Genomic DNA, 25942 nt, shown 5'->3' on the forward strand with positions numbered 1-25942 from the left:
ATGTTAAATATTTTATGTGTATGCGGAAATGGAATGGGAACAAGTACAATTTTGAAAATCAGTGTGAAGAAAATCTGTGATCAGAACAATATTGATGCAACAGTAGAGTCATGTTCATTCGGAGAGGCACTCTCCTATATTACAACCACAGATATCGTATTAACAAGTCCGGAGTGGGCAGGAATGCTGCCGCCAAGCAATGCGGTAATTGCAGAAACAAAGAATCTGATTGATACAAAGGCAGTAACAGAAACTTTATTAAACGCAGTAAAAGAACATTTTCCAAATGAAATAAAGTAAGGAAGGTAAGGAGACAGATATGACAGGATATGAAATTATAAAAGGAAACATTAATTTTACAGGACCGGACCGAATCGGACTTCGTTTTGACCGCATTGCCGGGAAGGGTGATGTATGTCGTATCTTTGTCCTTCCACCGAAAGATAAAAGGCCAAAAGGCAGGTATTCGGTTTCTAAGAAAGTACGTCCCGCCAATGGGGAATATGATGAATGGGGATGCCTGTGGGAAAGTGATGATGCAACCGGTTCCGATATGGGACAGGTAACTAATATTCCCATTGAAGAATGGGAGGACATGGAAGACTATGTAATTCCTGACCCTAAGGCAGAAGGACGGTTTGACGGACTGGAAGAGGCTCTGGATAAGGCGGAGGAAGCCGGACTGTATGTACAGCTTAACAGCCCGCAATGTATTTTTGAAAGAATGCATTTCTTAAGAGGTTTTGAAAATACGCTGATGGACTGCCTGATTGAGCCGGAAGAAATCGAAGCTATGGCTGTAAAACTGGCTGATTATCAAATAGGAATTATAGAAGAAGCTTACCGCCTTGGAAAAGGCAGAATCCACTGCTATGATACCACAGATGACTGGGGAACACAGAATAACCTGATGATATCTCCCAATGTTTTCCGTGAAATTTTTAAGCCGCAGTACAAAAGGATCTTTGACAAAGCCCATGAGTGCGGTATGGATATCCGATTCCACACCGATGGTAAAATCAATGATATTCTGGAAGACCTGATCGAACTGGGAGTTGATATTATTAATATTCATCAGCCAAGGCTGGTGGGTATCGATGAGGTATCAGAAATTGCAAAGGGAAGAATCTGCTTTGAAGCGGCAATTGACATCCAGGCCACGCTGCCTACCGGTGACAAAGCGTTGATTGAACAGGAAGCAAAAGAACTGATAGAAAAATGGGCAACACCTAAGGGCGGACTGATTGGTGTAGAATACGGATATCTGGATGCCATTGGAACAACCAGGGAATCTATGCTGTATGCCCTGGAATGTTTTGAAAAATACGGGAATTTTAAGCAGTAAATGAATATGGAACAGGGCGGCGTTTTTTAAATGCCGCCCTGTAATTATTTAGCAGGAGTATATTTGACGGTAATTATTCTATATGAAAAGAAGTGCTTGACGCTTATATGAAATGTTCATATAATTGGAGATATATCATGGGTTATTAAACAGGTATAGAAAACTAAAGGAGAGCGTGTTATGAAACGAAGCCGGGCATTAGTAGATAATCGAAGAAAGAAATTATTAGAAGCCCTGAAAAGTAACGGGTCAGTGAAAGTGGGGGATCTGGCCGAGGAATTTCAGGTTTCACCGCTTACAATCCGCAGGGATCTCCAGTATCTGGAGGATCACAAGAAATTAGAGCGTTTTTATGGAGGAGCTACGGTAAGCGGCGAAGACGATGAGATCGTCACTCAGGAAGACGAGATAAAAATGTACCGCAAGAAAATTGCACAGTATGCAGCATCACTGGTCGAGGATGGAGATACTATTTTTATCAATACCAGCTCTACGGCATTACAGATGATTAAATATATCAGAGATAAACGTGTTACCGTAATCACTAATAACGGTAAAGCGATCTTTATGGAGCACTCTTCTAAAGTGTCTGTCATTTTAAGCGGCGGAGAGCTTCGGGAAATTAAGGAAGCTATGGTAGGAGAGTTTGCCACGAATAATATCAGCAAGGTGACTGCTAAGAAAAGTTTCCTGGGCTGCAGCGGGTTATCAGTGGAGAGTGGTATGACTACGGAGATCTTAAGTGAAGTAAACATCAATGAACTGATGTTAAACCGTGTAACCGGTACATCCTACATATTGGCTGATTACAGCAAGCTTGGGCGTAACAGCAGTTTCGTTAGCTGCCCCACAGAACGGATCATCAATATTATTACAGATGAAAAGGCGCCTCAGAATATACTGGATGGATTTCAGGAAAATAATATTAATATTTTTCAGGTGAGAAGGGATATGGAATTGTAGAAGGTAAAGAAAATGGATATGTCACACTCGTTTGAAAAGAAGGAGTGCGTAAACAGAAGGTTCTATATGGGTTAGACCGTTTTTGGTCTGAATATAGGAAACAGGCTGTTTATGCACTCTTTTTTAAAAGGAGAGAACAAATATAAAATTAAATGTTCATAAAAATATTGAAATATATCATATAATTAAGAACATAATGATTGATTTGTGAATAATTATATGATATAATGAACGTATAAAAAGAAAGGGGCGGGTTTTATGATTATTTTGAACTATGCGGTATGTGTATTGTTGATAGGGTGTCTTATTGGGGAAGCTTACTTTATTATCCGGAGAAATAAAACAATTGTAAAAAAGGGAAAAGATGACTTCTTCACCTATGCGCTGGTTATGTTCTTTGCTCTTTTAATTTTCCCAATTACTACAGCTAACAGCATGATTGAGGATTTTCGTAATATCCTGGTGCTGGTTACGCTTTTTGCATCAGCGGGAATTAAAAGAGGACTATCTGAAAATGGTGTGGAAAAGATATGTTATACCGTTCCATGGAATCAGATAAAGGAGATCCGGATTGATTCTTTTCAGTACTCCAAGATGCAGATTATCTGTGTGACACAAAAGAGAAAGTATAAGCTTTTATTTAGCAAATACCAGTTAAAAGATATTCTTAGAGAGCTGGAAAAACATGTTTCTAACATCTATATCCAGAGTTCGCTGGATGATGTTTTGAAAATGAAAAAAGCAAAGGCATAAAGGTGTTTCAAACAGAATATAAGTGGAACTTAAAATGAAACTTTATGAAATTTTAAATGAAACTTTTAAATAATGAATATAAAATAATGAAAACAAAGGAGAAGATACAAATGGTTAGCGAAAAAATTACAGTTATTAACAAGTCAGGATTACATTTAAGACCGGCAGGAGAACTTTCTAAAATTGCAGCAAAATGTCCATCAAACATCACACTGGTAAAAGGCGAAAAGCGTGTAAATCCCAAAAGTGTCTTGATTCTGATGAGTGCCGGAATCATGTGTGGGGATGAAATTACGGTAGAGTGTGACGGAGAAACGGAAGAACAGGATTTAAAAACAATTTTAGCTGCAATTGCTAGTGGTTTAGGAGAATAGGGGATAGGAATGAAAACGATACAGGTTGAAAAGAGTTCTTCCAAAGGAATTGTTATGGGGCAGGCATTTCGAAAAGAAGACCAGGATTTGTCACCGGAATGCTATGCTGCAATAGATTATGAGGAAGAAACAAAAAAATATGAAACTGCTGTAAATGAGGTGATTAAAGAGTTAGAGCCTCTGGCAGAAGAATCGGATATTTTTTCTGCGCACCTGGAATTGGCAAAAGATATAGCCCTTATGGAAGGTGTTCTGGATAAAATCAATAATGGTAAAGAAAATGCTCAGATGGCATTAGCACATACGGCAGAAGAATATTGTGCCATATTCGAATGTATGGAAGATGAATACATGAGAGAAAGGGCAGCGGATATTAAAGATATCAGAAACAGGCTGATGCGTAAATTAAAGGGACTTCCGGACAGTGATTTTGATGCAATCCAGGAAAAAGTAATTTTAGTTGCATCAGATCTGGCTCCTTCCGACACTGCAAAACTAAATCTGGACTATATTCTGGGATTTATAACGGAACTGGGCGGAGTTACCAGCCATGTTTCCATTATGGCAAGAAGCCTGGGGCTGCCTGCGCTGGTGGGCGTAAAGGGGATTCTGGAACATGCGTCTTCCGGTGACTTTTTGATCATGGATGCATCAGAAGGGAAGATCATTGTAGAGCCTGACAGGGAACAGATAGAAGAATATCAGGTGAAGGCAGAAGAATTTGCAAAGCATCAGAAAGAACTGGAGGCCCTGAGCCACCTTCCGGCTATAACGTCTGATGGCAGAAGTGTCAAGGTATGTGCCAATGTAGGAAGCATTGAAGATGTAAAAAATGCCGTAAAAAACCATATTGATGGTATCGGATTATTTAGAAGTGAATTTTTATATATGGAAAATTCTCATTTTCCAACAGAAGAAGAACAGTTTGCGGTATATAAAGAAGCTGCGGAACTGGTGAAGAGTGAATTGATTATCCGGACGCTGGACATTGGCGGGGATAAAGAACTTCCTTATTATGTATTTGAAAAAGAAGAAAATCCATTCCTTGGCTGGCGTGCGATTCGTATTTCATTAGAAATGGAGGATATGTTCAAAGATCAGCTGAGAGCACTTCTAAGGGCAAGTGCATTTGGAGATATCCGGATTATGTATCCTATGATTATTTCTATGGAAGAGCTGAATAAAGCAAATGAACTGTTAGAGGTCTGTAAGACGGAATTAAAGGCGGAGGGACTGGCTTATAAAGAAGATATCAAAGTGGGAATGATGATTGAAACGCCTGCATCTGTGATGTGTGTGGAAGAATTTGCAGCCCATGTGGACTTCTTCAGTATAGGGACAAACGACCTTACCCAGTATTTATTGGCAGTAGATCGTGGAAATAAAAAGATTGCGTCCCGGTATAATTCGTTTCATCCGGCAGTAGTGAAAGCGATCCAGCGGATTATTCAGGCCGGTCATGCACACCAGATTCCAGTTGGTATGTGCGGGGAATTTGCAAGTGATGATAAAGCAACGGAGATGCTTCTTGGAATGGGACTGGATGAATTCAGTATCTCAGCCGGTGAAGTGGCAAATATTAAAAATGTAATCCGAAACAGCAGCTATGAAGAGGCAAAACAGACTGCATTTAAGGCTGTATCGGCATATACGATCCGTGATGTAATGGATGCACTACAGTAAAGAAACCGCTTATTCGTCAGAGGATAAGCGGTTTCTTTTGCAGCTATACGCACGATTAAGAATTGTGCTCTTTAACGGAGAGCATTGTTTAATTCCAGAATCTTCCTGGCGGCATAATGGTCGATAATCAGTGTGTTGATATATCCTCCCCGGACAGCTCCCAGAACGGCTTCTGCCTTTTCCTCCATGCCAGCCACACAGATTACTTCGTTTACATTTTTAATATCCGCCAGATCAATACCGATCATTTTCTGGGAAAGGCTCGTCAGAATTTCCTGTCCCCGGATATCATAGAAGTGTCCTCCGATATGTCCGATGGCGCCTTTTGCGGACAGCTTTTCAAGTGATCCGGGCTGGATGAAATCCTTCCAGGACTTAGAGGCGATGGAACCGACGCTGGTCAGAATAACATTCGCACGCCGGGCCAGATTCAGAGTTTCCTTAATATTTGGCTCCTGAATCAGACTTTCCCGAAGGCTTCGTGACTTCACGAAAAGCGGAGCATAGATATAATGGTAGGTGCCTCCGTAGGAAGCCGCTAGTTCTTTAGAGAGATCCAGGGAATCACGCTCCGGTTTGTGGGTGATTGCAGCGCCCATTATGGGAACAACCGTAAGGGGGATATTTTTACTGGTTTTAATGGCCTGAACCGTATGGTATACCGTATTTCCCCAGGACATTCCCAAAATAGTATTTTTATTAATAATAGAGTCCAGATAATAGGCAGCAGCTTCTCCCAGCTTTTGCAGTACTAAGGAAGAATTCTGCTCCTTTACAGAGATAATCCGGACATGCTTCAGAGAAAATGTATTCATAAATTCCTGTTCCAAAGAACTGTTCCTTTCCCAGGGTTCATGTATGGTAATCTCCACCACGCCAATCCTGCGGGCTTCTTTTAACATCCTGGAAATCTTAGAACGGGAAGTATAGAACCGGTCTGCTATTTCATTCTGGGTCATTTCAGAATTGTAATAAAGATTTGCTACGGCAGAAAGAAAATTCCATTTCTCCGTATCATTCATCATTTCGTAATTTTTCACATCATCCACCTCATGCAACTCCTTTCCAATCTGTTCTCGTGGTTAATTTCTAATGATTATATTAGCAATTATGAGGGGGTTTGTAAAGGAGATCTGATCTGTATAATCATCAAAAACCAATCATATGTAAAAAGGGAGAGCCACAAGCTCTCCCTTCAATGTCCCTTATTTTTGTCCGTAATATGCACCCGCCCCATGTTTCCGCAGATAATGTTTATCCTGGAGTACCTGAGGTGCCGGTTTTATGGCTGGGTTTAAAGTTTCGGTACGGTAAGACATTTTCGCTATTTCTTCCAATACCACTGCATTGTGCACCGCATTAGCTGCGTCTGTTCCCCAGGTGAAGGGCCCGTGGTTGTTACAGAGAATACCTGGAACGGACATTACGTTTTTGGCAGAAACGGTTTCTATGATAACTAATCCGGTGTTCTTTTCATAAGCAGAATTAATTTCTTCCGGTGTCAGACTTCTGGCACAGGGGATTTCTCCGTAGAAATAATCCGCGTGGGTGGTTCCGTAGCAGGGAATGCCTCTTCCGGCCTGAGCCCAGGAGGTTGCCCAAGGAGAATGGGTATGTACAATACCGCCGATTTCGGGATAAGCTTTGTACAATTCCATATGTGTAGGCGTATCTGAGGAAGGATTATAGCCACCCTCTATTTTATTTCCGTTCAGATCCATAACCACCATGTCCGAAGGAACCAGTTTATCATAATCCACACCGCTGGGTTTAATTACAAACAACCCTTTTTCCCGGTCGATGGCGCTTACATTGCCCCAGGTGAAGGTAACAAGATTGTATTTTGGCAGAGCCATATTTGCTTCGTATACTTTTTGCTTTAATTCTTCTAACATTTTTGTCTCCTTTATAACCAGGCTGGTATTATAAATTACACTCTGGAGCCTGTATATTCGTGATGGTATAACGTGCTACTTCATCGATTTCCCGGTTAGTGGATATGAGAATATCCTGATTGTTATGTGTAAAGTGCATAACATTTGCAGGGCCGCAGTCCCTGTCCAGAATATCAGCATGATAACAGCCGCCTTCTTTATGATAAGTAAATGCAATTAAATTACGTTCACCCTGGCGATGGCCAATGATTGCAGCAGGACCGCATGCCAGCATGCCTCCCCAGATTGCATGTGTAAATGGGGATTTAACCGGATATTCGTACACCGGTGTAAAGACATCATCTATCTTTTTATAGATACTTATGGTGTCACCGTGAAATGGAGAGAGTACCACTAATTCTTTGCTGCCGTCAGAATCCAGATCAATTAATACCGCATCACTTGCAGGCGTGTCCAGAAGACTTAATATCCTCCAATCTTCTCCCGGATTTGCAGGGGGGTAAAATTGAAATACACCCTGTTCGCATGAGATAACACAGGTCTGGATATCGTCCATAGGCACTTTATAATAGCCATGATTTTTCAGCATTCCATCTTTCAGTACGGTCATGGGCAGCTGGCGTTCCTCGTTATACAGGCTTAAATCACCGGGGAGTTCTGCAGCATAAACTTTACCCGGCATGGACCAGTCATCTTTGTATTCGTGGCCGGATTTTAAGGTACATGCAATCAGATAAAAGGTGCCATGGCTTTCTATAATATCAAAACGATGAACATGGGGAAGACAGACCAAGGTGCGGATGTCCCATGTCCCGTTTTCTGTGGGAGTGGCAACTACGATTTTGGCTTCTTTTGAGTCATTTGGTGAGTAGAACTTATGGGTAGCAAGAAACTGGCCGTTTGTGCCGGGAACCTGCACAATGGACATTACACCGCCCGGCTCATTCCACACGGTTGCTTCTTCATTACCTTCCGGATCAAATAAAATGCAGCGGTCCGTTTTTTCAGCAGCCACTAAAAAATGCTGGCTGCCATTATAAGTCAAAGGGGCAATCGAATAACATTTAGTAAGATTTGAAATTACTTTTTTTTCTGCTTTTAACATACGTTGCTGTCCTCCATGGTTTTTATATTCTAGAGCGTGTTTGTAAGTAACCCTGCCTGTTTCATTTTGTCTTCTACAAAAATTCTGGCATCCTTGATATTTTTTACAGCATCTTCAAAACTGTTGTTTATGGAATTATCTGCCCACATTTCGATTAAGAACATTCCGGAATAGCCTAATTCCTTTAACTTCCGGAATATATCTGTAAAACGGACGCAGCCTTCTCCGAAGTTCACACATTTAAAGATGCCCGGTTTGGTTTCTTTTACATGTATGGCTACAATGTCGGCAAATCCAAGTTCTAATTCGCCTTCCACATCGCTGCTGAAATTGCTGAGATTCCCCATGTCAGGATAAATCTTGAAATAAGGGGAAGGGATTTCTTTTAAATAATGCATCGCACGAACAATGGTGCCTACGAATTTCGTATCCATAATCTCCATAGCCAATATAACGCCGGCTCTTGCCGCCATGGCTACGGATTGCTTCATGCCGTCCAGAAAAAGAGCTTTTGTTTCTTCGTCTGACTCTTCGTAGTACACATCATAGGTTGCCAGCTGGATACAGCGGATGCCTAATTTTACGGATAAAAGAATAGCTTTTTCCATAATTTCAAATGCTTTTGCGCGGATATGAGGGTCTTTGCTGCCAAAAGGATATTTCCGGTGGCCGCTTAAACACATGGTGGGAAATGAAATCCCGGTCTGCTCCATGGTAGATTTCAGAGCTTCTATTTCTTCTTCACTCCAGTCGAGGCGGCTTAAGCGTTCTTCGGATTCATCAACGGAAAGTTCCATATAATCAAAGCCGGCAGCTTTTGCAGCCTTCATTTTCTCATCCCAGGAAAAGTCCCCGGGGAGTGCTTTTTCATATATGCCAATGGGTATCTTATGGATATTATACATTCACTCCACACTCCTTCTCTACTAGAGTGTGTCAGAAAGCAATTTTCAGACACGCTCTATGTTCTTATTAAAATCAGCATATCATAAGGTGAGAATATGTTCAACAAATTCTCGGTTATTGCACATATGTGCAAATAGACTTATACAGAATTACAGAAATACACTTTGAAGATAGACATTTTGCAATTCTTCCTGTAAAATAAGGAAGAGAAATGTGAAAGAAGGACACTTTTAGTGCACCTTTAAGCCGTAGTTAATTCGGCAGAGGAGGAAGATATGTTTGTAATTGCAGGACTGGGAAATCCGGGACGACAATATGCGCATACGCGGCATAATGTAGGTTTTGATACAATAGATAAATTAGCAGACAAGTACCGTATCAATGTAGATACGAAGAAATTTAAAGCATTGTGCGGCAGCGGAGTGATAGACGGACAGAAAGTAATTCTGGTAAAACCGCAGACTTTTATGAATCTGAGTGGTGAAAGTGTCCGTGAGGTCATAGACTTTTACAAAGTAGATTTTGAAACGAATCTGATCGTGATTTACGATGATATCAGTCTGGAGCCGGGTCAGCTGAGGCTTCGTGCAAAGGGAAGTGCCGGAGGGCACAATGGTATTAAAAATATCATTGCCCATCTGGGAAGCCAGGATTTTCCCAGAATCAAAATTGGTGTGGGAGAAAAACCGGAAGGATATGATCTGGCGGATTATGTGTTGGGACATTTTCCACGGGAAGAGCGTAAGCTGATCGACGAGCTGCTGGAAAGAGCAGGAGATGCAGCAGTCAAAATAATGACAGGAGATATGGCTTCGGCCATGAATGAATATAATAAGAAGGTGTGAGATGAAGACTTTTACAAGTCCACTAAAAAATTTAAGCGAGTTTGAGGATATCAGGCGGGAGCTAATGTATCATCAGGGAGTACTTCAGGTATCTGGTTGTATTGATTCGCAAAAATCACATTTTATGTATAGTGCAGGGGATGGTTTCCAAAGGAAAATCATCCTTACTTACAGTGATTTAAAAGCAAAAGAAATTTATGAAGATTACAAATTTTTTGATCCGAATGTCATGCTGTATCCGTCAAAGGATTTAATTTTTTATAATGCGGATATTCACAGTAATCTCATCGGGCAGCAGAGAATAGCAGTCATGAAGGCGCTGTTAGAAAATGAACAGGTTACGGTAATTACAACCCTCGCCGGATGTATGGATCATTTGCTGCCGCTTCAGTACTTTGCAGAGCATGTGCTCTGTCTGAAAAATGACAGTAGTCTAAAACTGGATCAGCTGTCTGAAGAACTGATCGGAATGGGTTATGAGAAAAGCAGCCAGGTGGAAGGTTTTGGACAGTTTGCAGTCCGCGGCGGAATCCTGGATATTTATCCCCTGACAGAAGAGAATCCGATCCGTATTGAGCTTTGGGGAGATGAGATAGATTCGATCCGGAGTTTTGATGTGGAAAGCCAGAGATCCATTGAAAACCTGGAAGAAATCAAAGTTTATCCGGCGAATGAAGTAATTGTAGACAAGAAGCATCTGGAGCAGGGGCTGAAAAAGATCGAAGAGGAGTCTAAGAAACTCTATCAGACACTGCGTAAGCAGATGAAGACAGAAGAAGCACACAGAATCCAGGAACTGACAGAAGAAATTAAGGAGAGGCTGACGGATTTCCGGGGCATCACCGGACTGGACAGCTATATCCATTACTTTTATGACAGGGATGTGTCTTTCCTGGAGTATTTTGATCCAAAGGATACGATTTTCTTCCTGGATGAGCCGAATCATCTGGAAGAGGAAGGTTATGCAGTAGAGGAAGAATTCCGGGAAAGCATGATGAACCGTCTGGCAAAGGGATATATACTGCCCGGGCAGACGGAAGTGCTGTACAGCTATAATGAAATTATAGGCAGGCTGAATAACCGCAATTGCCTGGCACTTTGTACGCTGGAAACGGCAAAAGGGGACTGGAAGATCACAAATATGCATCACATGAATGTGAAATCCGTAAATCCCTATAATAACAGCTTTGAACTTCTGGTGCAGGATCTTCGAAGATTTAAAAAAGACGGTTATCAGGTAGTACTTCTGTCCGGTTCCAGAACCAGGGCAAAGCGCCTTTCAGAAGATCTCAGGGAATATGACCTGAACAGTTTCTATACGGAAGATCTGAACAGGAAAGTGAAGCCGGGAGAAATTCTGGTAACCCATGGATATACCCACAGAGGTTATGAATATCCGCTGATTAAGTTTGTCATTATTTCCGAAAGTGACATTTTTGGAAAAGAGAAGAAAAAGAAGAAAAAACGCAAGAGCTTTGAAGGCCAGAAGATAGAAAGTTTTAATGAACTGAGCGTAGGAGACTATGTAGTTCATGAAAATCATGGACTTGGTATCTACAAGGGAATCGAAAAAGTAGAGGTAGACCGGGTCACAAAGGATTATATGAAGATTGAATACAGCGGTGGCAGCAATCTTTATATACTGGCAACCCAGCTGGATGTAATCCAGAAATATGCGGATTCCGATGCAAAGAAGCCAAAACTGAATAAACTTGGTACCCAGGAATGGAATAAGACAAAGACCAGGGTACGCAGTGCGGTAAAAGATATTGCAAAAGACCTGGTGGAACTATATGCGGTACGACAGGCGAGAGAGGGTTTTATCTACGGTCCGGATACGGTTTGGCAGAAAGAATTTGAAGAGATGTTTCCTTTTGAGGAGACGGAAGATCAGCTGCTTGCAATAGAAGCAGCTAAAAAGGATATGGAGAGCACTAAGATCATGGATCGCCTTGTCTGCGGAGATGTGGGATACGGTAAAACGGAAATTGCCATCCGGGCGGCATTTAAAGCGGCGCAGGAAGGTAAACAGGTGGTATATCTGGTGCCTACCACAATTCTGGCGCAGCAGCATTATAATACATTTGTTCAGAGAATGAAGGAATTTCCGGTACGTGTGGATCTGCTTTGCCGGTTCCGTACCTCGGCTGAACAGAAAAGGACGATAACAGACCTGAAAAAAGGAATGGTAGATATCATAATAGGAACCCACAGAGTCTTGTCTAAGGATGTGGAATTTAAAGATCTGGGGCTTCTGATTATTGATGAAGAGCAGCGTTTTGGGGTAACCCATAAAGAGAAGATAAAGAAATTAAAAGATAATATAGATGTTCTGACTCTGACAGCTACACCGATTCCAAGGACGCTGCACATGAGTTTAATCGGTATCCGGGACATGAGTGTATTAGAAGAAGCACCTATGGAGCGTATGCCGATACAGACTTATGTGATGGAGTACAATGATGAAATGGTCCGAGAGGCAATCAACAGGGAACTTTCCAGAGGCGGACAGGTATATTATGTCTATAACAGGGTAAATACCATTGTAGAAATGACCAATACCATAGCAAAACTGGTGCCGGAGGCAAATGTAGCATTTGCCCATGGGCAGATGAAGGAGCGGGAACTGGAACGAATTATGTTTGATTTCATTAACGGAGAAATTGACGTGCTGGTGTCAACGACGATCATTGAAACAGGATTGGACATCTCCAATGTTAATACCATGATTATTCATGATGCCGATACCCTGGGACTTTCTCAGCTCTATCAGTTGAGAGGACGTGTGGGGCGGTCGAACCGTACAGCATATGCATTTTTGATGTATAAACGCAATAAGATGCTTAAAGAAGTAGCGGAAAAGCGGCTTCACGCAATCAAGGAATTCACGGAACTAGGTTCCGGTTTTAAAATAGCCATGCGGGATCTGGAAATCCGCGGAGCAGGAAATCTGCTGGGAGCAGAACAGCATGGACATATGGAAGCGATTGGTTATGATCTTTACTGCAAAATGCTTGGGGAATCGGTACGTGAATTAAAAGGCGAAAAGACAATTGAAGAATCCTATGAGACAACAATTGATCTGGATATTGATGCATTTATACCGGAACGCTATATCCGCAGTGAATTCCAGAAACTGGACATCTATAAGAGGATTGCCGGAATTGAAAGTGAAGAAGAATACGATGATATGTTAGAAGAACTGATGGATCGTTTTGGAGAACCGCCAAAATCAGTCCAGAACCTTCTGATGATCGCTAACTTGAAAGCTTTGGCTCATAAAGGTTTTGTGGTGGAAATATCACAAAAGGGTGACTTTATTAAGTTCACCATGTTTGAGCGGGCTTCCGTAGATCCGGTGAAGATTGAGGAAATGCTGAAGCGCTATAATGGAAAAGTAAAGTTCACCATTGAAGCCAACCCGTATTTTATTTACAGTAAGCCAAGAAAAAGCCTGAAAGATAACGATGATATTCTTATGGTGGTAAGGGATATATTGAATGATATTCTGATGTTAAGAAAGTAAAGAGCGAAAATTTACGAAAATGATGGGGTAAAAAGTGAACTTTAGATGAAAAATGAACAAAAAGGATTGCGGTGATTTTGAAAACAGGCTATAATATAAGGAATTGAGACTTTCTAGGAGGAAACTTATTTATGAATAAGCTAGGTAAAAAACTTGTAGCTGCCGGAATCTGTATCTGTATGGCAGCAGCGTCCCTGACAGGGTGTGGAAATGTAAATGCAGATGCGACAGTGGCAACATTGGACGGGGAAAAGGTACCTTTCGGAATTGCTAATTTTATGCTTCGTTATAATCAGGCTCAGATGCAGAGTTCTTATGGTTCCATGTTTGGTGAAGATATGTGGAATACGGATCTCATGGGAAGCGGTACCCCATATGGTACAACTTTTAAAACCCAGATGATGGACAGTCTGGAAGAAATGCTGATCTTAGAGAAACATATGGCAGATTATGATATTACGGTTACCGATGAAGAAAAAGCAAAAATTGAAAGCTCTGCAAAGCAGTTTATGGAAGAGAATTCAGAAGAAACGATTGAGGAATTAACAGCATCCCAGGAGACGGTTTCCAGGGTGTTAACACTTTATACGATTAACAACAAGATGAAAAAAGCAATTGAGGCAAAAGCAGATACAAACGTATCCGATGATGAGGCGGCTCAGAAGACGGTTTCCTATGTATTATTCAGTACCGCTGATACCACAGATGCGGATGGAACAACAAAATCTTTAACAGACGATGAGAAAAAAGCGTTAAAAGACAATGCACAGAAAGTATTAGATGCCGTAAAGGGCGGAAAAGAAATGGAAGCAGCCGTAAAAGAAGTAGATGAAGAAAAGACAGCTTCCACCGCTTCTTATGGAACAGACAACGGAACGTTACCGGATGAAGTAAAGACAGCTGCAGACAAGTTAAAAGACGGAGAAACAGCAGACAGCATAATTGAAACAGACAGCGGATATTATGTTGTGCAGATGAAGAGTACTTTTGACAAAGAGGCTACAGAGACACAGAAACAAACCATTATCAACCAGAGAAAGAGTGACAAATACGAAGAAGTTTACACAGCCTGGAAAGAAAAGGCTGAATTCAAAGTAGAAGATAAGGTTTGGGGCAAGATTAATTTTACAGATAAGGTTAGCGTAAAGCAGACTGAGACAGAAGCACAGAGCAATACGACGGAAGCCGGAAGTGAAGGAACTACGGAGGCTGCCGGAAGTGAAAAATCTTCGGAAGCGGTATCCGGGAAAACAACTGAGGCTGGTTCGGAAGCAGCGACAACAGAAGCAGCAACGACAGAAGCGGCAACGACAGAAGCAGTTACAACAGAAGCAGCAACAACGGAAGCTGCTGAGTAAGAAAAATATATCAGACAGAAAAAAGAAGCGTCAGGCTGCACTGGCGCTTCTTTTTTAGGAAAAGGAACTATTATAATCATTTGGTAAATGCAACATCAATTTCCACAACCTCACTTTTGGTACCCACACGCATATTCGGTCCCCAGACCCCGACGCCGGATGTGACGATGTTATGCATGTTGTCCTTCTTCAGATATCCGTATGCATTTTCCCACAATAAACCAATAGTGAGATTACCGGGGAACATCTGGCCATCGTGGGTGTGGCCGCAGAGATTCAGGTCAACACCTGCATCCGCAGCTTCCTGAAGGGCTTTTGGCTGATGGTCAATGAAAATGATTGGTTTTGATTTGTCTAAGGATTCCGTTAACTGAGCAGGGGTTTTCCTGGTTTCTTTATCCTTTTTGGTAACGGAGTAGTCCTCCCGTCCTGTCAGATAAAAATTATTGTTGATCAGAACTGTCTGATCGGTCAGAAGCGTAATACCGGAATCTTTTAAGAAGTCTACCATCTGCGTATCTGCACCAATCTTTTTTTGAGAGCCAAAGGTAAATCCGGCAAGAATCGGTTCTTCAATATCGTGATTTCCCCAACAGGCATAAACACCGTATTTACTTTTGATACTGCGCAGAGTCCGGGCAATCTCATCCGGATTTTTAATTGCCTCAAATTCATTATCGAAGATATCTCCGGCAATACAAACAATATCCGGTTCCATTGCATTAATTTTATCAGCCATCTGCTTCATATGCCAGCTGCCTATACTATAGCCAAGGTGCATGTCCGCTACCAGAGCGATCTTCAGGGACTGGTCAGTGCCGCAGGATTTATCTACGGTCACCTGATAGCTGGTATGATATAGATGCCGTGCATGCAGGGTGCCAAAGACACTCAGAGAGATAATGACCACGGCACAAACTGTGCCGGTCAGCACAAAAGTTCTGCGGGAGCGAAGCTTTTCCTGATCTATAAATTTCAAATGGCGCAGTATTATACGAATCAGATCTACGATAGCGACAGTAAGCAGGATGTATAGAAATGTTCCCAGATAAAAATTACTTACCGTCTTTAAAAATCGGTGAATTACAACCGGTTTTGTAATCAGAAAAGCAGTTAACAGGGAAGTAGATACAAAAATATAAGCTGCAATAAATACAACCCGAAACCATTTTTTCTTAAAGTAATGGGTACATGACCCCATCCATTTCAATATCCATCGAAGAATATAAAAGTTCACCAACAGATAAATTGGTGATAAGAATAATGCAATCATAATACTTAAGCCTCTTTTCTGTTTTGTTTGAAAAATTGTAACACAAAATCAAAAAAAAAGCACGGGGTTTCAGTTGCGAAGTCAGAAAAGTTGTTTTATAATAAAAATATAACAGACAGATTGAAGACGGATGGGTGGAATTTAAATATATGTGGACGCGTCAAGAACTTAAGAAAAAAGGGAAAAAGGTGCTGAAAAAGAATTATTGGGCTGCGGTAGCGGTCTGTTTTATTCTTGCGTTCATGGGAGCGGAATACGGTTCATCTGCCACATCTATCCACAAGTACAGCCAGCGGGAAGAGGTCAGGCAGATACGTGATGTGGAGGTAGTGAAGCCGGAGAACCGGGTGGACAACTGGGAGATTTTACGCAGGCTTATACGGGGAGAAGAAAATAATCAGCCATTGTTTGATCCGAAGATTGATGAGATGATATCTTCTCCCTTTAATACTATTACGGCGCCGGTATCATTTGTATTCAAAGTAGTACGCGCAGACGGGGACTTATTTGACCGTTATCCGGTTTTAGAAGGGTTGCTGATTATATTTGCAGCCGGCGGGGAACTGGCATTTACACTGTTGGTGACGAACCTGCTGCTGGTTGGGGGAAAACGCTTTTTCCTGGAAACCAGGATGGAGTCCCGCACCAGAATAGGAAGAATTATGTTTCTGTTTCGCAGGGGCAGATATTGGAATGCTGTCAAGGTAATGTTCTTCCGGTCATTATTTACCGGATTATGGTTTTTGACAATTGTGGGTGGGATCATAAAGTATTATGAATATCTGATGATTCCATATATTCTGGCTGAAAATCCTCAGATTGACCGCAGAGAAGCGTTTCAGCTTTCCAAAAAAATGATGAAAGGGCAGAAGTGGCGTACTTTTATTTTGGAATTATCATTTTTGGGATGGGAAATGCTGTCCGTTGTTACGTTTGGACTGGTATCCATATTTTTTACCAATGGATATCGGGGTGCCACATTTGCAGAATTGTATATGACGCTGAGAAATGAAATGACAGAAAAAATGTAAAAAGGCGATAGGGCTGCTTAGTCCTTTCGCCTTTTAATGTTTCGGTTTTGCCGGAGGAAGTTCCCTGACTTTCATATCATCCGTAATACCTTCACCGGTATTGGGATGTATCATAGAATGAGCGGTATCCAGACTGAATAAAGCAATCAGAATGATACAGATCAGTACTTTCAGAAATGGTATGATACGTTTATAAAGATTTCCAAGGAAGGGTGCCAGAAAATAGATAATAGCACATCCGCCAAGTCCGAAAATTACGGAGCCCTCCAGACAAATCCGTCCGTTTACATTCAAAAAATAACCACTGTAATCCCACCAGCGGACACCTTTGGTTGTTTCCAAAAACCAACTGGTAAAATATTCAATTCCGGAACACAGGAACATATTTAAAAAGAAGGTGAGAACAGGACGGTGGAAAAATCTGCGCAGCAGGAGCAGTATCATAACGCCGCCGCTTCCGTAAATTGGAAGCCAGGGGCCAAACAGTACCCCACGGTTTACAAATTCACCTGCCTGGGCGATGTGAAGCCCCACTTCCCATATCCATCCAATAAAAGAAAAGCTGAAAAATAAAAGAATCAGAGTGGTGAGACTGTATTTCATATTGTAATCAAAGCGCGGCGGTTCTATGTGATGTTCCTCAAAAAAGGTATCAATAGAATCCGTTACAGCATTTGCCATTTTGTTTCTCCTTTGTAAGTTGCAATGATGTTTTGTAAATATATTTTATCACCTTACTTACACATTTGACAATACATATATGTTGTCTTTTCTAAATTGTGCAGGAAAAGGAAACGAAAATGGGTTTCTTTAAAGTTATTTTAAGGTTGGTCAGTTATAATCTCCTTTGTAAATATAAAATTGGGGGTATCGTACATGTTTCAATATGCAATAGATGAAAAAGCACTTTCGCAGGATTGTGATTTCTACCAGGATTCCCTGGTATTACTGGAAGGTGCGGTCATAGAACTGACGTCAAGACTTGATATCATACGGAAATACCGCAAAGCACACCATAACCGGGATCCTATCGAATACTGCAAATCCAGAATTAAATCACCGGTAAGCATGAGAGAAAAGCTGTTACGTCACGGACTGGAACCAACACGGGAAAATGCCATGTCAAAAGTGTATGATGCAGCGGGAATCCGGGTTATCTGCGCTTTTGTGGATGATGTGTATTTTGTTGCAAAGATGCTGCATAAACAGTCAGATATCCGGGTGCTGGAAGAAAAGGACTATATTCAAAATCCAAAACCAAACGGCTATCGCAGTTACCACATGATTGTGGAAGTGCCCATTCATCTGGCGGATGGAATCTGCCGGGTGTTTTGTGAGATCCAGATAAGAACCATTGCAATGGATTGCTGGGCAAGCCTGGAGCACCAGTTGAAATATAAAAAAAGTATTGCAAACCAGGAAATGATCGTAGGAGAATTAAAGCGCTGCGCAGATGAAATTGCATCAGCCGATCTGAACCTGCAGACAATCCGTGATATGATTGAGGATGGAGATAATTTATGATGATGCCAGAAAAAAGCGGGCAGGTACACAGATTTTACATAGAAATGGTGTATAGTGGATAAAACGTGCTCTTCATTCGGGACAAACTCCCGCAAACTGTGAAGAGCAGCTGTCAGAAAGTTATATTCAAACACGCTATATGGGAAAACGGAGGCAGATACATGAGAATTTTGTTAGCGGAAGACGAGATAGATTTATCAAAGGCGCTGGCCGCCATTTTAAAACATAATAATTATTCGGTAGATGCGGTGTATGATGGAGCCGATGCATTAGATTACGGATTTGCGCAAAACTATGATGGGATTATTCTGGATATTATGATGCCTAAGATGAACGGACTGGAAGTGTTAGAGGAACTTCGAAAAAGGGGAATTGGAACTCCGGTGCTGATGCTTACTGCGAAATCGGAGATTCAGGACCGCATTGCCGGACTGGATCTGGGGGCAGATGATTATCTTACAAAACCATTTGCCATGGGAGAACTGCTGGCAAGGGTACGTGCCATGATGAGAAGGCAGTCAGAGTTTACACCGAGTACCATAACAATCGGAAATATAACATTAAATAAAGCAAACTATGAATTGTCCGGTGAAAATGCATCCTTTCGTCTGGGAAATAAAGAGTTCCAGATGATGGAGATTTTAATGAATAATCCAAAGCGATTAATTTCTACGGAACAATTTATGGAGCGGATTTGGGGATATGACTCAGAGTCAGAGATGAATGTGGTATGGGTTTATATATCCTACCTGCGCAAAAAGCTTGCTGCACTTAATGCAAATGTGGAAATTAAGGCAGCCAGGGGCGTAGGCTATACACTGGAGGAATGAGTTTGAAACAAAAATCATTTCAAACTTTCTATTGGTGCAGTACCACAGACCCGTCTGCGGTATGCAGGAGGTATAAACATGATTAAAAAGCTGCAAAAAAAGTTTATATTAATTACCATGGGGGCGGTGGCGCTTGTGATGATATTGTTAATCGGTGTAATTAATGCAGCAAACATTTATCAGATGAACAGGAAGATGGATGGCGTCCTGTATGTTTTATCAGAAAATGACGGGAGGTTTCCGGAATTTGAGAAGGATAAGTCCGAAAAACTGAATGTGGGTTTTGGTTTTGAAATGACAGAAGAAACCCAGTATGAGACGCGCTATTTCATCGTGGAATGCGGGGTGGATGGCAAAGTATTACAGACAGACACCAGTCATGTTGCAGCGATTTCCGAGACGGAGGCTAAAGAATATACCGCAAAGGTATTGGAAACCGGCAGGAAAAGCGGTTTTAATGGAATATATAAGTTTATGGTTGTGGAAAAGGAATTCGGTACACTGACCGTATTCGTAGATTGCCGGTCCCAGATACAGATGGTGACGCTGTTCGCAATTTTATCTTTTGTAATTGCAATATCCTGTCTGCTGCTGATCTTCATTCTGATTTTCATTCTGTCGAAAAAAGCAGTTCAGCCGGTTATTGAGAATATGGAAAAACAGAAGCAGTTTATCACCGATGCGGGGCATGAGATCAAGACGCCGCTGGCTATTATTTCTGCGGATGCGGATGTGCTGGAATTAAGTACCGGAAAAAATGAATGGGTTGACAGTATCCGGAGCCAGACAGCCAGGCTGGATAAACTGGTGAAAAATCTGCTGGCGCTTGCGAAGATGGACGAGGAGAATATTCAGCTGATCTTTGGGAATTTTCCGGTAAGTGAGGTGGTTCTGGAAGCTGCGGCACCTTTTGAAGCGGTGGCGGAGCTGCAGAACAAGCATTTTGATCTGAATATCCAGTCTAATCTGATCCTGCATGGGGATGAGAGCAGTATTCGACAGTTAGTTACAATTCTTGTGGATAATGCGGTTAAATATGCTGAGCCCGGTGGACAGATTAAAATTTCTTTGTCGGCGGCGGGCAAGGCGGTCAGGCTGGAAGTATATAATACGGGAAAGGATCTTCCAAAGGATAATCTGAATAAATTGTTTGATCGTTTTTACCGGGCAGATTCATCACGGTCCAGAGATACCGGGGGATATGGAATCGGGTTATCCATTGCCCAGAATATCGTAAAAGCGCACAAAGGAAAGATATCCGTACAAAGTGAAGGCGGTAAGTCTATCTGGTTTACTGTTCTGCTTTAAAAATAAAAAATTCAAAATAATGAAAAATTAAGCATAATTTCCTCCATTTTACAAATAATAGATCATGGGTACTAAAGTACGAACCATGAGAAAATAAAATGGAGGAATTAATTTTATGAAAGCTACAGGCATTGTTAGAAGAATTGACGACCTGGGTCGAGTGGTTATACCAAAAGAAATAAGAAGGACGCTTCGAATCAGAGAAGGCGATCCACTTGAGATCTTTACCGATAGAGAAGGCGAAATTATATTGAAGAAGTATTCCCCTATAGGTGAACTGGGGGCATTTGCCAAAGAATATGCAGAATCACTGGCTTACAGTACAGGACATGGAGTCTGCATAACGGACCGTGACCAGGTGATTGCCACCGCAGGCGGAATAAAAAAAGATATGATTGGTAAAGCGATCAGTAAAGCATTAGAACGAATCATCAATGACCGTGAAAATGTTTTGTCAAACCGGGATGACAAAAATTATGTAAAAATAACCGGAGAGGATATGGAAGAGAACCTTGCACAGGTAATCAGCCCGATCCTCTGCGAGGGAGATGCTATTGGGGCTGTGATTCTCATCAGCAAGGATGAGAAGGGAAAAATGGGTGATACAGAACGGATTGTAGCAAAATGTGCTTCGGGATTCATGGGACGTCAAATGGAACAATAGAGACATGCCTGTGGTATTCCTCTAATGGAGACCCGGTGATCCGGTTATCGTAAGATGAAGTGCCAGGGATTACAGGACAAGACCAGATATGCTTGGGTTCGTAGGCATATCCGGCCTTGTTTTCTCTGGGAATAAGTGGTATCAGCAGGAACATATTTTGATGGATTGCTGATGGTATTCTTCCAGGGTAAGATCTGTGATGGTGAGATAATGGGCCAGAGGTTTCGTTACATAGCGTATGTGCCACGGCTCGTATGCATACCCGGTTATGTCTTCTTTCGATTTGGGATAGCGGATGATGAACCCATATAATGGTGCATTTTTAGCAAGCCAGATGCCTTCTGCAGTATCCGCGAAATCTTCTGTCAGATCCAGCCCCACGGCGGAACAGGAAACATCCAGAGCCAGCCCGGTCTGGTGCTCACTGCCGCCCGGCGGGGCTACATAGAGCGGATTTCTGTCCGGATTATAGAGCTCCATCTGCCGGTAATAAGAACGGTACCCGGATATGCCGTAGAGGTTGATACCCTGATCGACAGCATGGGCAAAGAGTTCTCTTACTGCTTTGGCAGTCTGGGGTTCCAGAAGCCTTTTCGGATCATCAGGAAGGGCATCAAAAGGGACACCGGGGTCTACAAGGGACGCGGGAACAGTACCGGGGTCTAAAAGGTGGTGCCTGTTCACAAGAATATCATATTGGGACATAAAAAGACTCCTTTCATATAAGCTATATATGTATATGAAGGAGTCTTTTTATATATGCGTGAATTCTTAAAATAAGAATTTTACTTTAATGCATCCATGCTCATCTTTTCCAGAAGTTCGGACTTGATACCGAACAGCTTGTCAGAGAGGTCAACGTAAACGTCGTGTGGGTTTACAAAACGTTTTGTTTCATCCCAGAGAGTATCCAGTTCCTGTTTACAGTAATCACGGATTTCCATTACGGATGGAGAGGTATAAATGCATTCCCCGTTTTTAAATACCGGAACTAACAATTCCCGCAGAGTAAAGGTTCCTGCATGGATTTTAGTTTTTTTCCAGGTCTCAAGCGGGTCGAAGATAATCATGTCATTTCCTTCATCAAAGGTTTCGTCCGCAAGAGCGATCAGGTCGGCTTTTATTTTTTTTGCAGTTTTATCATAGATGCGGTAGATCGTTTTATTGCCCGGATTTGTAATCTTTTCTGTATTTTCAGAAAGTTTGATTTTAGGTATAAATTCTCCTGTTTTACTATCCTGAATGGCAGCCAGCTTATATACCCCGCCAAATGCAGGGCAGTCTTTGGAGGTAATCAGATTGGTTCCAACACCCCAGGAAGTAATTTTGCAGCCCTGTGCTTTCAGGCTGTCGATCAGATATTCGTCCAGATCGCTGGATGCGGAAATAAAAGCATCTTTGAATCCGGCATCATCTAACATGATACGGGCTTTTTTAGACATATATGCAAGGTCACCGCTGTCCAGACGGATTCCATAATTTTTAAGAGGAATGCCGGCTTCCTTCATTTCGGTAAAGATACGAATGGCATTGGGAACTCCTGATTTTAAAGTATCATAGGTATCCACCAGAAGGCAGCATGCATCCGGATATAGGTCTGCATATTTTTTAAATGCCGTATATTCATCCGGAAAACTCATAATCCAGCTGTGGGCATGTGTGCCTTTCACAGGTACATCAAAAAGCTGACCGGCAAGTACATTGGAAGTTCCCACGCATCCCCCGATCATGGCAGCTCTGGCGCCGTATACGCCTGCATCCGGACCCTGTGCACGGCGAAGCCCAAATTCCATAATACCGTCACCTTTTGCGGCATATACCACCCTGGATGCCTTAGTGGCGATGAGACTCTGGTGATTTATTATTGTCAGGATAGCCGTTTCGACTAACTGTGCTTCCATAATAGGTGCAATTACTTTTACCAGAGGTTCTCTTGGGAAGACAACAGTTCCTTCAGGAATGGCATAAATATCGCCGGTAAACCGGAAATCTGCCAGATAATTCAGGAAGTCTTCATCAAAGGTACCAAGTCCTCTCAGGTAGTCTACATCATCTTTGCTGAACTTCAGGTTTTTAATATAATCGATCACCTGTTCCAGACCTGCCGCAATGGCAAAGCCCCCGTCCGACGGGTTTTTGCGGTAAAAGGCATCAAAGACCACTACTTCATCCGTATGATTCTTAAAATAACCCTGCATCATGGTTAATTCATAAAAATCTGTTAATAGCGTTAAATTCATTGTACTCATAACTTGCTCCTTTGTCTTAGTTTGTTGATACGAAACTCTTGTCTATAGTTATAACACATTGGTATCGTTTATCCAAGTGGGTTATTTGGGAGATGATTTCAAGCTGTATGTCGCTTTGCTGTTTTGGGCTGTATTCATGGGGGATGACCAGGTCAAAGATAAGATTAATCTGGTTTTTACCTTCTACCACACGAAAATCATGAAAGGAGAGCCGGTCATCGATACTGGTTATAACAATGTCGACTTCCTGTTTCAGTTTTTGAATCCGGCTGTTCTTCGTTTCGATGGGATCCATGTGAATGACCAGGAAGATCCCAAGCTTTTTGCCGACTTCCCGCTCCGCCTTATCAATAACTTCATGAGAGGATTCAACATCCACGTCATTTGGAACCTCAGCATGAATGGATGCCATGCTGCGTCCCGGACCATAGTTATGGATAATTAAGTCGTGGCTTCCTGCAATCCCGTCGTAGCTTTCCACCATTTCCGTGATATCCTTATACAACTGGGGATCGGCAGGTTCTCCGATCAGTGGTTTTAACGTATCTTTGGCAATGCCGATTCCTGCCCAGATTACAATACCGGCAACCAGGATTCCAACATAACCGTCGATGTTGATATGGAAAATGCCAAATACAAGAATCGAAACAATCGTAACGGAGGTAGTGATAACATCCCCCATGGAATCTGTGGCGGCCGCCATCATAACAGTAGAATTTATCCGTTTACCAAGTTTTTTATTAAAAAAGCCCAGCCAAAGCTTTACGCCTATGGATAAAACCAGGATTACCAGGGAAGTCACCTGGAATGAAATTTCCTCCGGGTTAAATATTTTACCAAAAGAATCCTTGAAAAAAGTAAATCCTACCTCAATAACTAAAAATGAAACAATCAGAGCAGCAATATATTCAATGCGCCCATGTCCGAAAGGATGATCCTGGTCTGCAGGTTTGCTCGCCATCTTAACGCCGATCAGACTTATAATAGAAGAACCGGCATCGGAAAGGTTATTAAATGCATCCGCCATAACTGATACACTGTGCAGAGCGATTCCAACGACAAGTTTCACGATGAATAACAGCACATTACAGAAAATGCCTACGATACCGGCTAAGGTTCCGTATGCGGTCCGTACCATAATATTATCGGTGTCCTGAGGATTTTTAATAAAAGTTTTTACAAGTAAATTTGTCATTATTATACCCAATGCTCACTGCAGGCATGCCTGCCCTTTCTATTTCTTAAAATTATTGCTGTTTTATTCCGGCTTTATTTACAGCAGCTTAAATCTGTGTATGATTATACTACTTTTCCCCTGAAATGTGTTGTAAAATCGCCAAAAAAGTACTTTAAAAAAATTTTTTTAAAAAAATTAAAAAAAGTACTTGCTTTTTTGGAAAAGGTAATATATAATACATCGTGTTGTAACACATTGGGCTATCGCCAAACGGTAAGGCAACGGACTCTGACTCCGTCATTTCAAGGTTCGAATCCTTGTAGCCCAGCTATTTACAGGTTGTCTTTGATGAAGCTTTTCAGAGGTTCATTGAAAGGCAGCCTTTTTGGTTTTGGAGGCAGATTATGAGTTATCAGTTTGACAGCAGGGTGCGCTACAGTGAGATTGGAATGGATCAGAAACTGACGCTGAATGCGATTGTAAATTATTTTCAGGACAGCAGTACTTTCCATTCTGAAGAGGTCGGACTTGGTTTGAAGAATCTGACGAAGCGAAACCGGGTATGGGTGCTCTCTTCGTGGCAGATTGTGGTGGACAGGTATCCCGAACTTGGAGAAAAGATCACTGTGCAGACATGGCCGTATGATTTTAAGGGATTTTATGGAAGCAGAAACTTTGCCCTTGCAGACGAAAATGGAAAAAGAATAGCATATGCCAACTCTCTTTGGATATTTGTGGATACAGAGACCGGTCATCCGGCTAAGATCAGCGAGGCTGAGTCGGACGGATATCAACTGGAGGAAAAACTTTCTATGGATTATGCCCCAAGGAAGATTCCGGTACCTGCAGAATGTGAACAGCGGGAACCCTTTCCGGTGCTGAGATGCCACCTGGATACTAACCGCCATGTGAATAACGGACAATATATACAGATGGCTGAGGAATATCTCCCGGAAGCATTCATGGTACATCAGGTTCGGGTGGAATATAAAAAATCTGCAGTTCTTCATGACCTGATTATTCCCAGAGTTCATGCAGAGGAAGGGCGTATTACAACGGCTCTTTGTGATGAAGAAGAAAAGCCTTATGCTATCGTAGAATTTACCGCACAGGCGTAATATATGGAGGAAGAA

24 protein-coding genes and 1 tRNA gene are annotated in these 25942 nt (G+C 41.9%); 16 read left to right on the forward strand and 9 right to left on the reverse strand.

Annotation, left to right across the window (positions count from 1 at the left end; genetic code table 11):
- From CD03_RS34810 to ptsP, 6 genes are all read left to right on the forward strand, one after another.
- Positions 1-300: a PTS sugar transporter subunit IIB gene (locus CD03_RS34810; RefSeq protein WP_044289655.1), complete on the forward strand. Its 300-nt coding sequence runs from the start codon at positions 1-3 to the stop codon at positions 298-300.
- Positions 301-319: 19 nt separating this feature from the next.
- Positions 320-1345, forward strand: coding sequence for a uroporphyrinogen decarboxylase family protein (locus tag CD03_RS0125305; protein WP_027296002.1), 1026 nt, complete (start codon positions 320-322; stop codon positions 1343-1345).
- Between the two features lie 180 nt (positions 1346-1525).
- On the forward strand, positions 1526-2308 hold the full coding sequence (locus CD03_RS0125310) for a DeoR/GlpR family DNA-binding transcription regulator (protein WP_027296003.1): 783 nt from the start codon (positions 1526-1528) through the stop codon (positions 2306-2308).
- 258 nt (positions 2309-2566) lie between these two features.
- Positions 2567-3061: a hypothetical protein gene (locus tag CD03_RS0125315; RefSeq protein WP_027296004.1), complete on the forward strand. Its 495-nt coding sequence runs from the start codon at positions 2567-2569 to the stop codon at positions 3059-3061.
- 110 nt (positions 3062-3171) lie between these two features.
- Entirely contained in the window at positions 3172-3435 is a 264-nt protein-coding gene (locus tag CD03_RS0125320; RefSeq protein WP_027296005.1) for an HPr family phosphocarrier protein, read from the forward strand.
- 9 nt (positions 3436-3444) lie between these two features.
- Positions 3445-5118 carry a phosphoenolpyruvate--protein phosphotransferase gene (gene ptsP, locus CD03_RS0125325; RefSeq protein WP_027296006.1) on the forward strand — a complete coding sequence of 558 codons (1674 nt, stop codon included), beginning with the start codon at positions 3445-3447 and terminating at the stop codon, positions 5116-5118.
- A gap of 71 nt (positions 5119-5189) precedes the next feature.
- Here the strand turns inward: ptsP and CD03_RS0125330 are convergent, their stop codons facing one another.
- From CD03_RS0125330 to CD03_RS0125345, 4 genes are all read right to left on the reverse strand, one after another.
- Positions 5190-6158 (reverse strand): sugar-binding transcriptional regulator, encoded by a 969-nt coding sequence (locus CD03_RS0125330; protein WP_081820502.1) that lies wholly within the window; start codon positions 6156-6158, stop codon positions 5190-5192.
- A gap of 165 nt (positions 6159-6323) precedes the next feature.
- Complete coding sequence (locus CD03_RS0125335; protein WP_027296008.1) at positions 6324-7013, reverse strand: L-ribulose-5-phosphate 4-epimerase; 690 nt, start codon at positions 7011-7013, stop codon at positions 6324-6326.
- Positions 7014-7041: 28 nt separating this feature from the next.
- Positions 7042-8118 (reverse strand): hypothetical protein, encoded by a 1077-nt coding sequence (locus CD03_RS0125340; RefSeq protein WP_027296009.1) that lies wholly within the window; start codon positions 8116-8118, stop codon positions 7042-7044.
- 29 nt (positions 8119-8147) lie between these two features.
- Entirely contained in the window at positions 8148-9023 is an 876-nt protein-coding gene (locus CD03_RS0125345) for an L-ribulose-5-phosphate 3-epimerase (RefSeq protein WP_176731018.1), read from the reverse strand.
- A gap of 276 nt (positions 9024-9299) precedes the next feature.
- Between CD03_RS0125345 and pth the strand changes: the two genes are divergently transcribed.
- From pth to CD03_RS34815, 3 genes are all read left to right on the forward strand, one after another.
- Entirely contained in the window at positions 9300-9869 is a 570-nt protein-coding gene (gene pth, locus CD03_RS0125350) for an aminoacyl-tRNA hydrolase (RefSeq protein ID WP_027296011.1), read from the forward strand.
- 1 nt (position 9870) lies between these two features.
- On the forward strand, positions 9871-13395 hold the full coding sequence (gene mfd, locus CD03_RS0125355; RefSeq protein WP_027296012.1) for a transcription-repair coupling factor: 3525 nt from the start codon (positions 9871-9873) through the stop codon (positions 13393-13395).
- Positions 13396-13526: 131 nt separating this feature from the next.
- Positions 13527-14753 carry a peptidylprolyl isomerase gene (locus CD03_RS34815; RefSeq protein ID WP_052377975.1) on the forward strand — a complete coding sequence of 409 codons (1227 nt, stop codon included), beginning with the start codon at positions 13527-13529 and terminating at the stop codon, positions 14751-14753.
- Positions 14754-14829: 76 nt separating this feature from the next.
- Here CD03_RS34815 and CD03_RS0125365 read toward each other — a convergent pair whose 3' ends face one another.
- Complete coding sequence (locus CD03_RS0125365) at positions 14830-16026, reverse strand: metallophosphoesterase (RefSeq protein WP_027296013.1); 1197 nt, start codon at positions 16024-16026, stop codon at positions 14830-14832.
- 149 nt (positions 16027-16175) lie between these two features.
- On the opposite strand from CD03_RS0125365, the gene CD03_RS36500 reads away from it, so the two are divergent.
- Positions 16176-17057 (forward strand): DUF975 family protein, encoded by an 882-nt coding sequence (locus tag CD03_RS36500; RefSeq protein ID WP_027296014.1) that lies wholly within the window; start codon positions 16176-16178, stop codon positions 17055-17057.
- A 33-nt stretch (positions 17058-17090) separates the two neighbouring features.
- Here CD03_RS36500 and CD03_RS34825 read toward each other — a convergent pair whose 3' ends face one another.
- On the reverse strand, positions 17091-17738 hold the full coding sequence (locus CD03_RS34825; RefSeq protein WP_052377976.1) for a putative ABC transporter permease: 648 nt from the start codon (positions 17736-17738) through the stop codon (positions 17091-17093).
- 195 nt (positions 17739-17933) lie between these two features.
- Here CD03_RS34825 and CD03_RS0125380 point away from each other — a divergent pair, with 195 nt between their 5' ends.
- The 4 genes from CD03_RS0125380 to spoVT all read left to right on the forward strand — a co-directional run bounded on the left by CD03_RS0125380 (position 17934) and on the right by spoVT (position 21383).
- Complete coding sequence (locus CD03_RS0125380; protein ID WP_027296015.1) at positions 17934-18581, forward strand: GTP pyrophosphokinase; 648 nt, start codon at positions 17934-17936, stop codon at positions 18579-18581.
- A gap of 161 nt (positions 18582-18742) precedes the next feature.
- Complete coding sequence (locus CD03_RS0125385) at positions 18743-19411, forward strand: response regulator transcription factor (RefSeq protein ID WP_027296016.1); 669 nt, start codon at positions 18743-18745, stop codon at positions 19409-19411.
- Between the two features lie 78 nt (positions 19412-19489).
- Positions 19490-20719 carry a sensor histidine kinase gene (locus CD03_RS0125390; RefSeq protein ID WP_027296017.1) on the forward strand — a complete coding sequence of 410 codons (1230 nt, stop codon included), beginning with the start codon at positions 19490-19492 and terminating at the stop codon, positions 20717-20719.
- Between the two features lie 115 nt (positions 20720-20834).
- A complete protein-coding gene (spoVT, locus tag CD03_RS0125395; protein ID WP_027296018.1) occupies positions 20835-21383 on the forward strand; it encodes a stage V sporulation protein T in 549 nt (182 codons plus the stop codon).
- A gap of 141 nt (positions 21384-21524) precedes the next feature.
- Here spoVT and CD03_RS0125400 read toward each other — a convergent pair whose 3' ends face one another.
- The 3 genes from CD03_RS0125400 to CD03_RS0125410 form a co-directional block, all read right to left on the reverse strand.
- On the reverse strand, positions 21525-22088 hold the full coding sequence (locus CD03_RS0125400; RefSeq protein ID WP_027296019.1) for a M15 family metallopeptidase: 564 nt from the start codon (positions 22086-22088) through the stop codon (positions 21525-21527).
- An 80-nt stretch (positions 22089-22168) separates the two neighbouring features.
- Positions 22169-23632 (reverse strand): nicotinate phosphoribosyltransferase, encoded by a 1464-nt coding sequence (locus tag CD03_RS0125405; protein WP_027296020.1) that lies wholly within the window; start codon positions 23630-23632, stop codon positions 22169-22171.
- 16 nt (positions 23633-23648) lie between these two features.
- Positions 23649-24827, reverse strand: coding sequence for a cation diffusion facilitator family transporter (locus CD03_RS0125410; RefSeq protein ID WP_027296021.1), 1179 nt, complete (start codon positions 24825-24827; stop codon positions 23649-23651).
- Between the two features lie 238 nt (positions 24828-25065).
- Between CD03_RS0125410 and CD03_RS0125415 the strand changes: the two genes are divergently transcribed.
- Together CD03_RS0125415 and CD03_RS0125420 are read left to right on the forward strand one after the other, a co-directional pair.
- Positions 25066-25137: transfer RNA gene (locus CD03_RS0125415), tRNA-Gln, on the forward strand.
- 76 nt (positions 25138-25213) lie between these two features.
- Positions 25214-25927, forward strand: coding sequence for an acyl-[acyl-carrier-protein] thioesterase (locus CD03_RS0125420; RefSeq protein ID WP_027296022.1), 714 nt, complete (start codon positions 25214-25216; stop codon positions 25925-25927).
- Positions 25928-25942: the final 15 nt, after the last annotated feature.

The sequence above is a fragment of the Robinsoniella sp. KNHs210 genome (assembly GCF_000686105.1).
Classification (GTDB): Bacteria; Bacillota; Clostridia; order Lachnospirales; family Lachnospiraceae; genus Robinsoniella; species Robinsoniella peoriensis.

Excerpts from the sequence above, each read along its gene's own strand:
- CD03_RS0125320 (WP_027296005.1), top strand. The coding sequence starts at position 3,172 with ATGGTTAGCGAAAAAATTACAGTTATTAACAAGTCAGGATTACATTTA.
- CD03_RS0125315 (WP_027296004.1), top strand. The coding sequence starts at position 2,567 with ATGATTATTTTGAACTATGCGGTATGTGTATTGTTGATAGGGTGTCTT.
- ptsP (WP_027296006.1), top strand. The coding sequence starts at position 3,445 with ATGAAAACGATACAGGTTGAAAAGAGTTCTTCCAAAGGAATTGTTATG.
- CD03_RS34825 (WP_052377976.1), bottom strand. The coding sequence starts at position 17,738 with ATGGCAAATGCTGTAACGGATTCTATTGATACCTTTTTTGAGGAACAT.
- CD03_RS0125365 (WP_027296013.1), bottom strand. The coding sequence starts at position 16,026 with ATGATTGCATTATTCTTATCACCAATTTATCTGTTGGTGAACTTTTAT.
- CD03_RS36500 (WP_027296014.1), top strand. The coding sequence starts at position 16,176 with ATGTGGACGCGTCAAGAACTTAAGAAAAAAGGGAAAAAGGTGCTGAAA.
- CD03_RS0125385 (WP_027296016.1), top strand. The coding sequence starts at position 18,743 with ATGAGAATTTTGTTAGCGGAAGACGAGATAGATTTATCAAAGGCGCTG.
- CD03_RS0125335 (WP_027296008.1), bottom strand. The coding sequence starts at position 7,013 with ATGTTAGAAGAATTAAAGCAAAAAGTATACGAAGCAAATATGGCTCTG.
- pth (WP_027296011.1), top strand. The coding sequence starts at position 9,300 with ATGTTTGTAATTGCAGGACTGGGAAATCCGGGACGACAATATGCGCAT.
- CD03_RS0125310 (WP_027296003.1), top strand. The coding sequence starts at position 1,526 with ATGAAACGAAGCCGGGCATTAGTAGATAATCGAAGAAAGAAATTATTA.
- CD03_RS0125380 (WP_027296015.1), top strand. The coding sequence starts at position 17,934 with ATGTTTCAATATGCAATAGATGAAAAAGCACTTTCGCAGGATTGTGAT.
- CD03_RS0125390 (WP_027296017.1), top strand. The coding sequence starts at position 19,490 with ATGATTAAAAAGCTGCAAAAAAAGTTTATATTAATTACCATGGGGGCG.
- spoVT (WP_027296018.1), top strand. The coding sequence starts at position 20,835 with ATGAAAGCTACAGGCATTGTTAGAAGAATTGACGACCTGGGTCGAGTG.
- CD03_RS0125400 (WP_027296019.1), bottom strand. The coding sequence starts at position 22,088 with ATGTCCCAATATGATATTCTTGTGAACAGGCACCACCTTTTAGACCCC.
- CD03_RS0125410 (WP_027296021.1), bottom strand. The coding sequence starts at position 24,827 with ATGACAAATTTACTTGTAAAAACTTTTATTAAAAATCCTCAGGACACC.
- CD03_RS0125420 (WP_027296022.1), top strand. The coding sequence starts at position 25,214 with ATGAGTTATCAGTTTGACAGCAGGGTGCGCTACAGTGAGATTGGAATG.
- CD03_RS34810 (WP_044289655.1), top strand. The coding sequence starts at position 1 with ATGTTAAATATTTTATGTGTATGCGGAAATGGAATGGGAACAAGTACA.
- CD03_RS34815 (WP_052377975.1), top strand. The coding sequence starts at position 13,527 with ATGAATAAGCTAGGTAAAAAACTTGTAGCTGCCGGAATCTGTATCTGT.
- CD03_RS0125405 (WP_027296020.1), bottom strand. The coding sequence starts at position 23,632 with ATGAGTACAATGAATTTAACGCTATTAACAGATTTTTATGAATTAACC.
- CD03_RS0125340 (WP_027296009.1), bottom strand. The coding sequence starts at position 8,118 with ATGTTAAAAGCAGAAAAAAAAGTAATTTCAAATCTTACTAAATGTTAT.
- CD03_RS0125345 (WP_176731018.1), bottom strand. The coding sequence starts at position 9,023 with ATGTATAATATCCATAAGATACCCATTGGCATATATGAAAAAGCACTC.
- CD03_RS0125305 (WP_027296002.1), top strand. The coding sequence starts at position 320 with ATGACAGGATATGAAATTATAAAAGGAAACATTAATTTTACAGGACCG.
- mfd (WP_027296012.1), top strand. The coding sequence starts at position 9,871 with ATGAAGACTTTTACAAGTCCACTAAAAAATTTAAGCGAGTTTGAGGAT.